The sequence below is a fragment of the Hymenobacter negativus genome (assembly GCF_016056375.1).
Lineage (GTDB): Bacteria > Bacteroidota > Bacteroidia > Cytophagales > Hymenobacteraceae > Hymenobacter > Hymenobacter negativus_A.
Window position 1 is genome coordinate 549,997 of record NZ_JAEDAE010000001.1, and the last position, 12,820, is coordinate 562,816.

The 12,820-nt window shown below is 62.2% G+C and carries 10 protein-coding genes; 7 read left to right on the forward strand and 3 right to left on the reverse strand.

The features are described 5' to 3' along the window. Positions 1-51: 51 nt before the first annotated feature. Positions 52-1,257, reverse strand: coding sequence for a magnesium/cobalt transporter CorA (gene corA / locus I7X13_RS02440; protein WP_198074208.1), 1,206 nt, complete (start codon positions 1,255-1,257; stop codon positions 52-54). A 192-nt stretch (positions 1,258-1,449) separates the two neighbouring features. Between corA and I7X13_RS02445 the strand changes: the two genes are divergently transcribed. The 6 genes from I7X13_RS02445 (at position 1,450) to I7X13_RS02470 (ending at position 10,157) form a co-directional block, all read left to right on the forward strand. Continuing rightward, positions 1,450-2,424, forward strand: a complete 975-nt coding sequence (locus I7X13_RS02445) for a GNAT family N-acetyltransferase (RefSeq protein ID WP_198074209.1) — start codon at positions 1,450-1,452, stop codon at positions 2,422-2,424. 229 nt (positions 2,425-2,653) lie between these two features. Next, positions 2,654-3,919 carry an MATE family efflux transporter gene (locus I7X13_RS02450; protein WP_198074210.1) on the forward strand — a complete coding sequence of 422 codons (1,266 nt, stop codon included), beginning with the start codon at positions 2,654-2,656 and terminating at the stop codon, positions 3,917-3,919. A 39-nt stretch (positions 3,920-3,958) separates the two neighbouring features. Next, on the forward strand, positions 3,959-4,912 hold the full coding sequence (locus tag I7X13_RS02455) for a glycosyltransferase family 2 protein (protein ID WP_198074211.1): 954 nt from the start codon (positions 3,959-3,961) through the stop codon (positions 4,910-4,912). Positions 4,913-4,942: 30 nt separating this feature from the next. Then, positions 4,943-6,712 (forward strand): hypothetical protein, encoded by a 1,770-nt coding sequence (locus tag I7X13_RS02460; protein ID WP_198074212.1) that lies wholly within the window; start codon positions 4,943-4,945, stop codon positions 6,710-6,712. A 147-nt stretch (positions 6,713-6,859) separates the two neighbouring features. Next, complete coding sequence (locus I7X13_RS02465; protein ID WP_198074213.1) at positions 6,860-7,840, forward strand: acyl-ACP desaturase; 981 nt, start codon at positions 6,860-6,862, stop codon at positions 7,838-7,840. A 397-nt stretch (positions 7,841-8,237) separates the two neighbouring features. Continuing rightward, positions 8,238-10,157, forward strand: coding sequence for a tail fiber domain-containing protein (locus tag I7X13_RS02470; RefSeq protein WP_198074214.1), 1,920 nt, complete (start codon positions 8,238-8,240; stop codon positions 10,155-10,157). 58 nt (positions 10,158-10,215) lie between these two features. On the opposite strand, the gene I7X13_RS02475 is transcribed toward I7X13_RS02470, so the two are convergent. Together I7X13_RS02475 and I7X13_RS02480 are read right to left on the reverse strand one after the other, a co-directional pair. Next, positions 10,216-11,058 (reverse strand): methylated-DNA--[protein]-cysteine S-methyltransferase, encoded by an 843-nt coding sequence (locus tag I7X13_RS02475; RefSeq protein WP_198074215.1) that lies wholly within the window; start codon positions 11,056-11,058, stop codon positions 10,216-10,218. A gap of 203 nt (positions 11,059-11,261) precedes the next feature. Beyond that, positions 11,262-11,543, reverse strand: coding sequence for a DUF427 domain-containing protein (locus I7X13_RS02480; RefSeq protein WP_198074216.1), 282 nt, complete (start codon positions 11,541-11,543; stop codon positions 11,262-11,264). Between the two features lie 167 nt (positions 11,544-11,710). Here I7X13_RS02480 and I7X13_RS02485 point away from each other — a divergent pair, with 167 nt between their 5' ends. Further along, positions 11,711-12,817 (forward strand): vWA domain-containing protein, encoded by a 1,107-nt coding sequence (locus tag I7X13_RS02485; RefSeq protein ID WP_198068192.1) that lies wholly within the window; start codon positions 11,711-11,713, stop codon positions 12,815-12,817. The last annotated feature ends 3 nt before the right edge of the window (positions 12,818-12,820 follow it).

The following is a 12,820-nucleotide window of genomic DNA, read 5'->3' on the forward strand; positions in this document are numbered from 1 at the left end:
TAAGCATGAACCGGGCGGCCGACTGAAAATTCGGCCGCCCGGTTCGGCTTTCTACCGATTGGTCAGCCAGCCTTTGCGGTAGAAGTAAAAAAGCTGCACGAGTACCACCAGGCACATCACGACGAGCACCACGGGGTAGCCGTAGGGGCTGTAGAGCTCGGGCATGTTGTGGGGCAGGAAGTGGCCGTGGCCGTCGTCGCGCTGGAAGTTCATGCCGTAGAGGCCCACCACGAAGCTGAGCGGGATGAAAATGGTGCTGATGATGGTGAGCACCTTCATCACCTCGTTCATTCGGTTGCCCTGGTCCGACATGTAGAGGTCGGTGAGGGAGGAGATGTTGTCGCGGTAGCTCTCGGCCAGGTCCAGGGCCTGGATGGCGTGGTCGTAGGCATCGCGGTAGAATATTTTGAGGGTTTCGGGCATGATTTCCTCGGGCAGGCGCAGAATTTCCGCGATTTTATCGCGCTCCGGATATACCAGCCGCCGAAAGCGCACCACGTCTTTTTTGATGCGCAGGATGCGGTTGAGCAGGCGGCGCGGGCGCTTGTCGGCGAAAATGGCTTCCTCCAGCTCCTCGATGTAGTCGCCGATGGCGGCCATGGTGGGGTAGTAGTGGTCGAGCACCACGTCGGTGAGGGCGTAGGCCAGGTACAGCACCGGGTGGCGGCGCAGGGTACTGAAATTGGCCCGGATGCGGGTGCGCAGCGAGTCGAGGCAGTCGTCGTAGTCGTCCTGAAACGTGAGCACGTAGTTCGGGCCGGTGAAGATGGAGAGCTGGTCGTCGTCGATTTCCAGGTCGCGGGTGAAATCGGTCATGCGCGACACCATGAAGAGGCGGTTGTCGTCAAAAACATCGATTTTGGCCCGTTGGTAGTCGTTCAGCACGTCTTCCATTTGCAGCGGGTGCAGGCCGAACTCCTGCATCATGCGCTCAATCAGGGCCAGGTCGCCGTAGCCACGCACGTCAATCCAATGCTTGAGCTCGGGGTGCTGGCGCAGCTCGTCGAGCAGCTCGTCGTAGCGGTCGGTGTACTCAGCTTCGGTGAAGACATCGTCGTCGTACGACATCAAAAACAGGCGTGGCTTGAGCGCCCCGGGGCGAATGTTGAGCGTGCCGGGGCGCTGGCCCACCTGCTGCTCGCGGGCCTGCCGGGTGGCCTCCCGGTCGGTGATGGAGTACGGGGCCGCCCCGGCGGGCTCGGTGAGAGCCGGCGAGCGGTAGGGGGTGGCCTGCGGATTGGAGCTGAGGGGATTCATGCAGCGGGACGGGGGCGAAAGCGAGGCGCAATTTCGGCCCTTACGTGTGGCGATAGGATGAAGATGCCTTCATCGGGCCGAGGAGTTGAGGTCTGCAGCGGGCGACCCCGGCGGCGGGCACTCAATCTATACCGTACTTTGCTGGGAAAGCCACACGATTAAGCGTTGAGAAGTACGGATTCCCTGGTTGCAATGAAGGCGGGCGAGACGGCGCTGGTGGTGGCCGTAGCCGAAAGCGGCCCGCTGGGCCCAGCCGAACCCCGCCTGCCGCTGGCTTTCGAGTCCTTTCTGTATTTGCGGCCCGCCCACCAAGCCTTGCAGGCGGCCGGCCCGGTGCTCAGCTTTTACCTTGAAGCTCCTGCCGCTGGTCGCACCGTAGCGCAGTTGCACGTAGCCCTGGGCCCGGCGGCCGGGGAGGCCCGCAGCCCCGCGCAGGCCCCTTTCGGCGGCATTCAACTAGCCGCGGGCCTGCCGCTGCCCGCCCTGCACCAGCTGCTGGACGCGGCCGAAACCGAGCTGCGCCAGCGTGGAGTGCGCCGGCTGGCCCTGCGCAGCTACCCCTTCGCTTACCACCCTGCCGGGGCCGCGTCCCAGGCCGAAGCCCTGCGCCAGCGCAGCTACCGCGTGGCCCTGGCCGAGCAGAACTATCACCTCGACCCCGCCCGCGACTACGAAGCCCATCTGCACCCTTCGGAGCGCCGCCGGCTGCACAAGTGCCGCCGCGCCGGCCTGCATTTTGAGCAGGAGCCGCCCTTTCTGCTGCCGGCGGCTTATGAATTCATTGAGGCTTGCCGACAGGAGCGGGGGCAGGCGCTGTCGTTGCCGCTGGCGCGGGTGCAGGAATTGTTTCGGCGCTTCCCGAAGGAGCATTTCCTGTTCTCGGTGCGCCAGGCCGATGGCGAATGGGCAGCCCTCACGGTAGCCATTCAGGTTGATAAGCAGGTGCTGTACAATTTCTACCCGGCCAGCCCGCTGCGCTGCAATTCCTTCAGCCCGGTGGTGCTGCTGAATGAGGGCTTGCACGCCTTTGCCCGGGCCAGCGGCATGGCCGTGCTCGATTTAGGTACTTCTACGCTTGATTCCGGCCCGAATGCTTCGCTGCTGCGGTTTAAACGGCATCTGGGCGGCGTGGCGGGCCTGCGGCTGAGCTGGGAGCGGGAGCTGTAGGGGAAGCGTCTGTTATTGCGAGTGGAGCGCATCGCAACGCGGCAATCTTTCCTCGGTCAGCGACTAACCCTGAGATGTGATAAAGCCCTTTTTAAATATCAGAAAGCCCCAAAAATGCGAAGTGTCGGGGCATTCTGGTAAAAGAAAGTAGCTGGTTATTACAGGAAGGATTGCCGCATTGCGCTGCGCTTCACTCGCAATGACAGACGGCCCCGTTCTTTGTGCCCACATGCCCACCGCCGCTTCTCCCATCAAATCTCCCATCCGGCACTTTGTGCGGGGCTCGCTGGGCACGGGCGTGGCGGTGGCGGCACGGGCGGCGGGCTCGCTCATCGTCAACAAGCTGTTTGCCACGTATGCGCCGACCGGCGGCCTCACCCTGCTGGCCCAGTTCCAGAACTTGATGGCTATGCTCACCACGCTGCCTTACGATGGCGTGCAGGTAGGCCTGGTGAAATACCTCGCGCCGCTGCGGCCGGGCAGCCCGCGCTACCGCGCCTGGCTGGGCGCGGCCACGGTGCTGAACGCCGCGGCGCTGCTGGCCGGGGCCGCCGTGTTGGCCGCACGCGGGCTGCTAGGCTGGGAGTGGGGCAGCCTGACGGTATTCATGCTGGGCATTGGGCTGATTACAGGGCAGGCCATGCTGGGTAGTGCGCTGCTGGCGGCCGGCAAGCTGCGGGCATATATTGGCCTCACAGTGCTGCTGGCGGTGTTGGGCACTGCCGCCACGGCGGCCACGCTGCTGGGCGGCTGGCCGCTGCGGGTAGTGCTGCTGGCGTATCTGGTGGCGCAGGGCCTCACGCTGCTGCCGGCGCTGGGGCTGGCAGCGCGGGCCGGGCTGCTGCAACACCTGCAGCCGGCCGCGCCTATGAGCCGGCTGGCGCTGCGGCGGCTCAGCCAGTTCCTGCTGATGGCCGTGAGCACGCTGCTATTCGGCAAGGCCGTGGACTACGTGCTGCGCGACTATCTGCTGGCCACCTTCGGCCCGGCCCGCACCGATTTGTGGCAGGCCGTGGCCAAGCTCTCGGATAATTACACCATGGTGTTTGGGGCGGTGATGAGCAGCGTGTTCTACCCCCGGCTGGCGGCGCTGGCGGGGCAGCCGCTGGCGGCGCGGCGCTACTTGCGCGGCGTGCTCGGGCTGCTGGCCCCGGTGCTGGCCGTAGGCCTGGGCTTGCTATTTGTGTGCCGCGACTGGCTGCTGCCGCTGCTGTTTGCGCCCCGGCTGCTGGGGGCACGGGAGTTTCTGGCCCCGCAGCTGCTCGGCGACTGGGCCAAGCTGCTGAGCTGGCTATTCATCTTCCAGCTTACGGCCCGGGCGCGCACGGGGGCCTATGTGACCGTGCAAGCGGGCTCGGCGGTGGTGTTTGCAGCGCTGCTGGCGGGGTTGCTGCCGCACCTGGGCCTGGCCGGGGCAGTATGGGCGCACACGGTGCGGTATGGATTGCTGCTATTGGCGTGCGGAGCCTGGCATTTGATGAGGAATGAAGAATGAGGAATTAACCTTGTGCTTCCGCTTGCCGCTTGTGATTTTATGCCCGATTCTTCAGTCTTCAGTTTTCCTTCTTCATTAAGCGCAGCTTCCACCGTTACCATCGTGGCGCTGTGCCACAACCACGCGCCCTTCCTGCGCGAGGCGCTGGATTCCATTCGGGCCCAAACCTACCCGCACCTGGAAGTATGGCTCGTGGACGATGCCAGCACCGACGGTAGCCCGGAAATCCTACGCGAATACGCCGCCCGCAACCCCACCTGGCACCTGCTGCTGCTGCCCGAAAACGTGGGCAACTGCCGTGCTTTCAATACCGCTTTCTTTCAAAGCAAAGGCGAGTTCGTAATTGATTTTGCCACCGATGACGTGCTGCTGCCGGCGCGGGTGGCGCAGCAGGTAGCCCAGTTTCAGGCCGTCGCGCCGGAAGTGGGCGTGGTGTATTCCAACTGCGAGCTGATTGACGAAGCTGGCCACTCGCTGGGTCTGCACCACCGGCCCGATGGCGCTGGCCAATTGCAGCCCGTGCCCGCCAGCGGCTGGGTTTTCGCCGAGGTACTGCGGCGCTACTTCATCAGCACACCCACTATGATGATGCGCCGCGCGTGCCTCGAAAGTCTGGGCGGCTACGACGAAACCTTGGCCTACGAAGACTTCGATTTCTGGGTGCGCGCCAGCCGCGACTGGCAGTTCCAGTACCTCGACGCAGTGACGACCCGCAAGCGCAAGCACCCACGCAGCATGAGCGCCAAAGCCTACCAACGCCACGACCCCTACCTAGCCTCCACCATTCGCGTCTGCGACAAGGCCCTTGACCTGGCCCGTACCTACGCCGAGCGCGCCGCCCTGGCCACCCGCCTGCGCTGGGAGCTGCGCAAGTCCCTGCGCCACCGCCACGCCGCCCAGGGCCGCGCCCTCTACGACCTGCTACGCCAGACCGGCCACGCCACCACACTCGACCACCTGCTGGGCCAGCTGGCCCGCCTGCCGCTGGGCTAAAAACCCGCCCGCAGTCCCGTTCTTGCGCCCATGAACTGGTTTTCATCTTTCCGTGTGCGTACTGTGCTGCTGCCCCTGGCCCTGAGCGCAGCCACGGTGCTGGGCCTGGGTAGCTACTACGAAACCAACGACGATACCACGCTGGCCTGGCTTTTCAGCGGCGTGCTGGCGCTGAAGCCGGTGCCCTCGGTGCCGCTGTTTTTGCACGGCTACGGACATTTGCTGGCCGCTGCCTACACCGCGGCGCCCGGTGTGCCGTGGCTGGGGCTGCTGCTGGGTGCACTGCTGGGGGCGGCCACGGTGCTCGCTTTCGCGGTGTTAGATAAACTTTTGCGGCCCTGCCTGCGGCCAGGGCCACTGGTATTGGTGCTCACGCTATTTTTCGGGCTGGCGTGGCTGGAGCATTGGCTGTGGTTCAGCCACGCGCGGGTAGCGCTGCTGCTGGCAGGGATGGGGGTGCTGTTTGCGGCCCAGCGGCCCGGCCGGCGCGGAGCGCTGCTAATAGGCCTGCTGGCGCTGGGCGCGGCATGGCTGATTCGGCCCAGCCTCGCCACACTTGGGGCCGCCGCTGCTGTGCCCGCCGCGGTCTGGTTAGCGGGAAGCTGGCGGCGGGCATTTCCGGTGCTGGGCAGCGCGGCGCTGGGCCTGCTGCTCGCCACCGGCATTCTTCACTGGCAGCAAACGCTGGCCGAAGCCCGCGCGCAGCGTCGCGATGCCGCTTTAAGCCGCATCCTAGACTTCGACCAACTCTGCCCGCAGCCGCGCACCCCGGCCGACAGCCTTGGCACCACTGCCATCGGCCTGTGGCTGCTGGGCGACTCGACGGTTGTAAACGAAGCCCTGATTCAGCGCGCCTACCGCTTCGATGCGGCAGATTTTCTGACCCGCGAAGTGCCCGCCAAGCTGCGCCAGCGGCTCACGCTGCTGGGGCGCGACTACTTCCCGCTGCTGCTGGTGCTGGCGGCCACGGCTGTGGCCGTAGCCCGCCGCCGGGGCCGCCACGGCTGGTTCTGGCTGCTGCAGCTGGGGTTTGCCGGCGGGCTGATTTTGCTGGCGGGTGTATTTAAGCTGCCACCCCGGCTGGGGCTGCCGCTGCTTGATTTCTGGCTGCTGACCAACCTGGTTTTCTGGCTGAACAATGCAAATGCAGCTTCTGCAAACCACGCATCCGGTGGCGCTCAGGCAGCCGGAGAAGCTGACGCGGCACCCGCAGCGGCAAACGTCCAGCGACCAGCGCTTTACGCTTCTGGTGAAAGGCTGCCATGGATGGAGCCGGGTGCTTTACCTCGCCGGGGTGCCATCGCCGGACTCTTACTAGTCATCACCCTCTATGTCGTCAAAACCTGGCACCGGCACCAGGTTCTCAGCCAAGAGCAGCGCCGGCACGAAAGCGCCCTAGATATCATTGCCGTTCAGGAAGCCCGCCGTGTCCGCATCCTGGCCGGCACCAACGACCTCCTGAAAAGCCTCTCGCCTTTTCGCATTTACCGCCACGGCCGCCAACCCGTGCTGCTGCTTACGGGCTGGTCCTCGCACGATGCTTCGCAGGCTGAACTGCGCCGTGCCCTCACCGGCACCTCTGACCAAACCGAGTGCCTGCGCCGCCTGGCCGAGCTTGGCACCTACGGCTCAGAGGCCGATGCTTTGTGGGTGCTCACGCCCGAAACGGCGCGGTGGCTCAGCCACCGCTTCCTGCTCGGCGGGCCGCGGGTGCAGCTGTGGCCGGGGCCGCTGCCCACCGCTTACGGGGCTGATTCTGCGGCGTGGCGCTACCACATTCGGGAGCCGGCTGACCGGTGATTTTGACGCGGAAATCGCGTTTTTGTGCCCCGTGCCCGGCTCCAATGCCATAATCTTATACCCGGCCCCCTACGGTTCGGGCAGACCTTTGTTGCGCGAAAAGCGTTTCTTCTTCATTAACCCTCCACGTCTATTCGCCTTATTGCTATGCAAACCTCCATATCAGCAACCCGCGGCGAAGTCCTGCAACAGATGGAAGGCTTCCTGAAATCGAACATGGGCACCTTCCTCAAAAGCGTGGAAGACAGCTGGCAGCCCGCCGATTTCCTGCCCGACTCGCGCCGCGACACCTTTTTTGACGAAGTAAAAGAACTGCGCGAAAAAGCCGGCAGCCTCAGCTACGACCTGCTGGCTGTGCTCATCGGCGACACCATCACCGAGGAAGCCCTGCCCAACTACGAAGCCTGGTTCCACGAGCTCGACAACATCAACCGCGACCGCAACAACGGCTGGGCCGAGTGGATTCGGGGCTGGACGGCCGAGGAAAACCGCCATGGTGACCTGCTCAACCGCTACCTCTACCTGAGCGGCCGTGTAAACATGCGCGAGTTTGAGGTGAGCACCCAGTACCTCATCAACGACGCCTTCGACCTCGGTACGGCCAACGACCCTTACCGCGCCTTCGTGTACACCAGCTACCAGGAGCAGGCCACCAACATCTCGCACCGCCGCGTGGGCCAGCTGGCCCGCACCGCCGGCGACGACCAGCTCTCCAAAATCTGCGGCATGATTGCCGGCGACGAAAACCGCCACGCCCGCGTGTACAAGGCCTTCGTGAGCGAGATTTTCAAGTATGACCAGTCGGAAATGATGCTGGCTTTCGCCGACATGATGAAGAAGAAGATTGTGATGCCGGCCCACTACATGCGCGAAATGGGCGTGGAAATGGGCAAAACCTTCGGCCACTTCACCGACGCCGCCCAGCGCCTGGGCGTGTACACCAGCAACGACTACACCGACATCCTGGACTCGCTCATCGCCGACTGGGACATTGAGCACCTCAAGGACCTGACCGGCGAGGCTGAGAAGGCCCGCGACTACGTGATGGCCCTGCCCAACCGCCTGCGCCGCGTGAGCGACCGCATGCCCGTGCCCAAGCTGGAATACAAGTTCAAGTGGATTTCGTAGCTCGATACTTATAGCGCCGTAATCGCGCCAAGGGCGAAACGCGAAAAGCCGGATGGAAGACCCATCCGGCTTTTCGCGTTTCGCCCTTGGGGTTTGCAGGATGCACTTACCTTTGCTGTTTATTTCGAGAGGCAAAGATTTCTATATGCTTTTTCTTGGCTGCCATTGCACGGCAAATTCGGCCCTGCTAACCTGCCAGAAGTGCTTTTAGCACGGGTTGGTCCGCATCAAAAAGAAGGCATCCCACCCAGTCGGGTTTGCTCAATCTATTAAATATAGCACTTTTAACTGCTTTTTCTGCATGAAACACATTTTTACACTTTCTCCTTTACGGTGGTGGGCCGAACGTGCCGCTTGCTGTTCTGAGTTGCACGTGCCTAAGGCATTCCGCCGTGGCGTGCCCCTGCGTTTGGTGGGGCTCCTATTGCCCTGCCTGTTTGGCTTTTCCCTGGTGAGCCAGGCCCAGGTGGGCATTGGCACCACGACCCCGGACGCCTCGGCCGCGCTCGATATTGTGGCCTCCGACAAGGGGGCGCTGCTGCCCCGCCTGACGGCGGCGGCCCGTGCAGGCATAAACAACCCTGCCACGGGCCTGCTCGTGTTCCAGACCGACAGCCCCGCTGGCTTTTACTACAACGTGGGCACGCCCACTGCGCCCGCGTGGACGTTCCTGAACCCCGGCGACAACCTGGGCAACCACGTGGCTACCAAGGAACTGGTGCTCGGGGCCAACCAGCTGGTGCGCACTTCGGGTGGGTTCCTGGGCTTGGGTGTGAGCGCCGTCGGGGGCCTGGACATTGGCAAAAGCACGGCCGGCAACAACGTCTACATCGGGTTCCTGAGCGGCCAGGCCAACCCTAGCGGCCTTTTCAATTCGTTTGTGGGCTACTCCAGTGGGCAGAACACCACCACGGGCTCTCAGAATACGTTCGTGGGCTTTGCCAGCGGCCAGGCCACTACCATTGGCAACAACAACACCTTTGTGGGCAGCGCCAGTGGGCAGGCCAACACCACGGGCGGCTCAAATACTTTCGTGGGCAGCGCCAGCGGCAAGCTGAACACGACCGGCAGCAACAACAATTTTGTGGGCTTCGGCAGCGGCCAGAACAACACGAGCGGCAGCCAAAACACCTTTACCGGCCGTAGCAGCGGCACCCTGAACACCACCGGCAACAACAATACCTTCACGGGCTACAGCAGTGGCTTTGTCAATTCGACAGGTTTCAGCAACACCTTTACGGGCTACCAGAGTGGCCTGAACAACTCCACCGGCAACAACAATACGTTTGAGGGAGCCAACAGCGGTGGGGCCAACTCCACGGGTAGCTACAACACGTTCGCAGGCAGCAATAGCGGGGCCGCCAACACTACGGGTATCAACAATACGTTTGGGGGCAGTGGCAGCGGTCAAGCGAACACAACGGGCAGCTACAACAGCTTTATTGGCAGAAACAGCGGCACGGCCAATACCCTGGGCACCAACAATACCTTTTTGGGCAACAGCAGCGGCATTTCCAATACCGAAGGCACCGACAACACCTTCGCGGGCAGCGGCAGCGGTAGTGCTACTACCACCGGTGGCAGCAACACCTTTGCGGGCGTGGTGAGTGGCTTTCAAAACACCACCGGCACGAACAATACGTTTGTCGGCCGGTTCGGCGGGTTTTACAACACCACGGGTTCCAACAACTGGGCCTTGGGGTTCAATGCCGGCCCTACCACCGGCGCACTCACCAACGCGGGTGCCATTGGCTACAACGCCCAAGTCAGCCAAAGCAACAGCCTGTCCCTGGGCGGCACCGGCGGCGATACCGTGAATGTAGGCATCGGGTTCACTGCCCCCAGTTATACCCTGGACGTAAACGGCGGCATCCGGTGCATCGGCGCAGTCGTTACCACTTCCGACGCCCGCCTCAAGCAAAACATCCGCCCGGTTGGCGCGGCTTTGGCGGGCGTGCTCCGGCTGCGCGGCGTGCGCTACATTTTCCGCCAGGCCGAGTTCGCTGATAAAAACCTGCCTGCTGGGGAACAATTGGGTTTCCTCGCCCAGGAAGTCGAGAAAGTCTACCCCGAACTCGTCAGCACCGATAAGCAGGGCTTCAAAGCCGTAAATTATGCCCAGCTCACGCCGGTGCTGGTCGAAGCCATTAAGGAATTGAAAGCCGAAAACGACGCCCTGAAACGGCAAAGCCAGGCCCAACAGGCCGAGCTAAGTGTGCTGAAGGCCCAGGTGCAGGCCACTGCCAGCACGGCTTCGCTCGAAGAGCGCCTGCGGGCACTGGAAAATCTGCTGGGGGCACAGGCGCGGAGCAAATAGCTGGCCAGGTACCACCTTGCTCACCCAAAAAGGGCTGGCCAATGGCCAGCCCTTTATTTTACGCCACCGTCATGGTTTGTACAGCCGTTCGCGCTGCCTCGCAGCCCAGCAGTGCGGCTTTGCGCGTGCTGTCCCAGCGGTACTGCCCCAGCGCGCCGGTGCCGCGGATGACGCGGTGGCAGGGGATGAGGTAGGCCACCGGATTGGCCCCGATGGCCGTGCCCGCCGCCCGCACGGCCGCGCCGCGCCCGGCAGCTTCGGCTAGCTGGGCGTAGGTGCGCAGCTGGCCTTCGGGCACGCGCAGCAATGATTCCCAGATTTTGAGCTGGAACGCCGTGCCTTTCAGGTGCAGGTGTAGCCGGCCGGTGGGCGGGAAGTCGCGGGCGAAAAACTGCGCCACCTGGGCATGAGCCGGCATTTCTTCTGCGGCAAACGTGGCATTGGGCCACTCCGCCCGCAGCTCGGCCAGCGCGGCAGTCTCATCTTCAATGAAGTCCAGCTTGCAAATTCCTTTATCGGTGGAGGCCACCAGATAAGCCCCGAACGCACTGTCCCCGAAGCTGTAGCTGATGGCCAGCGCAGCCCCGCCGTGGCGGTATTCGCCGGGCGTCATGGCCTCCAGTGTTACAAATAAGTCGTGCAGGCGGCCGGTGCCGGAAAGGCCGGTTGCGTGCGCCGCCTCGGCCACCGAGGCTTGTTGGCGCAGTAGCTGCTTGGCGTGGTTGAGGCTGAGGTATTGCAGGAATTTTTTTGGCGACACGCCGGCCCACTCCTGAAACTTGCGCTGGAAATGAAACGGGCTCCAGTGGGCCTGTCGGGCCAGCTCGTCGAGGTCGGGCTGGGCCTGAAAATGGGCCTGGGCGTAGGTGAGGGCGGCGGCGATGCGCTGGTAGTCAGTCATGGCAATGATTCGCTGATTAACTACAAAATTCGCACTTAGCAGGAAGGGCTAAAACCCGATTCTTGCGCAGTTGGGACAGATGAAAACAGAACGTCATGCCGAGCGCAGCGAAGCATCGTTACCGCAATAGTAAATAATTACTTATGCGGGCAAGATGCTTCGCTGCGCTCGGCATGACGTTTAATAAACCCAGAGTAGCGGTTTTACTTTTCCACTTTCACGCCTTTCCAGAACGCTACGCGGCCTTTTATTTCTTTGGCGGCGTCCTTTGGGTCGGGGTAATACCAGGCGGCATCTTTGTTTTTTTCGCCGTTTACGTTCAGCGAAAAGTAGCTGGCGCGGCCTTTCCAGGGGCAGCTGGTTTGGGCGATGCTGTCCTCAAAAAACTCTTTTTTGATAGAATCAGCGGGAAAATAGTGGTTGTTCTCGACGACGACGGTGTGGTCGCTCTCGGCCACAACGGTGTTGTTCCAGATGGCTTTCATGGGTGGGATGGGGATAGGGGACAAGGGATATGGAAAAGAACAAGGCATCGATGGACTGAAGCCGTTGTATTGGCTGAACATAAAGCCGGCCTGCGGTGTTTGCTGAGCCGGGCTGACTGGTAGCAAAGCGCCCCTATTCCCTTTCCCTTATCCCGTATTCCTGTCTTATGGCCGTTGGCTTCCGCTTCCGCGATTTTGTGCCCGAAGACCAGCCCGAGAAGGGCTTCGAGTCGTTGTTTAAGCTGTTCATGCAGCTCGTCACCATCACCTCCGGCGACGTGGGCGAGGCCCTGCAATGGCTCAATGAGCTGGACAAACAGTACGGCCTTACCGACGACAACTACGGCATGGGCAATTTCATCGATGACCTCAAGAAAAAAGGTTACATCGATGAGAATGAGCAGCAAAAAGGCGAGTTCAAGATAACTCCCAAGACCGAGCAGGGCATCCGCAAGTCGGCTCTCGAAGAGGTTTTCGGCAAGCTCAAAAAGAGCAGCACCGGCAACCACCGCACTCCGCACACCGGCCAGGGCGACGAGCAGAGCACCGACCTGCGCGAGTTCCGTTTCGGCGATTCGCTGGAGCAGATTCAGATGACCGAATCCATCCGCAACGCCCAGCTGAACCACGGCATGGACAGCGGCGAGTTTATGCTGACCGAGGGCGACCTGGAAGTGCGCGAAAATGAGCACAAGTCACAGACCAGTACGGTCTTGATGATTGACATCTCGCACTCGATGATACTCTACGGCGAAGACCGCATCACGCCGGCCAAGAAGGTGGCCATGGCCCTGGCCGAACTCGTGAAGCAGAAATACCCCAAGGATTTCCTCGACGTCATCGTTTTCGGCAACGATGCCTGGCAGATTGAAATCAAGGACTTGCCCTACCTGCAGGTGGGCCCGTACCACACCAACACTGTAGCCGGCCTGGAGCTGGCCATGGACCTGCTCCGCAAGCGCAAAACGCCCAACAAGCAGATTTTCATGATTACCGACGGCAAGCCTACTTGCCTGAAAGAGCCCGGCGGCTACTACAAAAACTCGTTCGGCCTCGACCGCAAAGTGGTGAACAAGACGCTGAACCTGGCCGCCGCCGCCCGCCGCGTCAAGATTCCGATTACCACCTTCATGATTACCTCCGACCCGTATTTGCAGAAATTCGTGGAGGAATTTACGGAGGTGAACCAGGGCAAAGCCTATTATTCCGGCCTGAAAGGGCTGGGGCATCTGGTGTTCGAGGACTACAAGAAAAACCGCCGCAAGACGCTGTAAGCC

Excerpts from the sequence above, each read along its gene's own strand:
- corA (WP_198074208.1), bottom strand. The coding sequence starts at position 1,257 with ATGAATCCCCTCAGCTCCAATCCGCAGGCCACCCCCTACCGCTCGCCG.
- I7X13_RS02445 (WP_198074209.1), top strand. The coding sequence starts at position 1,450 with ATGAAGGCGGGCGAGACGGCGCTGGTGGTGGCCGTAGCCGAAAGCGGC.
- I7X13_RS02450 (WP_198074210.1), top strand. The coding sequence starts at position 2,654 with ATGCCCACCGCCGCTTCTCCCATCAAATCTCCCATCCGGCACTTTGTG.
- I7X13_RS02455 (WP_198074211.1), top strand. The coding sequence starts at position 3,959 with ATGCCCGATTCTTCAGTCTTCAGTTTTCCTTCTTCATTAAGCGCAGCT.
- I7X13_RS02460 (WP_198074212.1), top strand. The coding sequence starts at position 4,943 with ATGAACTGGTTTTCATCTTTCCGTGTGCGTACTGTGCTGCTGCCCCTG.
- I7X13_RS02465 (WP_198074213.1), top strand. The coding sequence starts at position 6,860 with ATGCAAACCTCCATATCAGCAACCCGCGGCGAAGTCCTGCAACAGATG.
- I7X13_RS02475 (WP_198074215.1), bottom strand. The coding sequence starts at position 11,058 with ATGACTGACTACCAGCGCATCGCCGCCGCCCTCACCTACGCCCAGGCC.
- I7X13_RS02480 (WP_198074216.1), bottom strand. The coding sequence starts at position 11,543 with ATGAAAGCCATCTGGAACAACACCGTTGTGGCCGAGAGCGACCACACC.
- I7X13_RS02485 (WP_198068192.1), top strand. The coding sequence starts at position 11,711 with ATGGCCGTTGGCTTCCGCTTCCGCGATTTTGTGCCCGAAGACCAGCCC.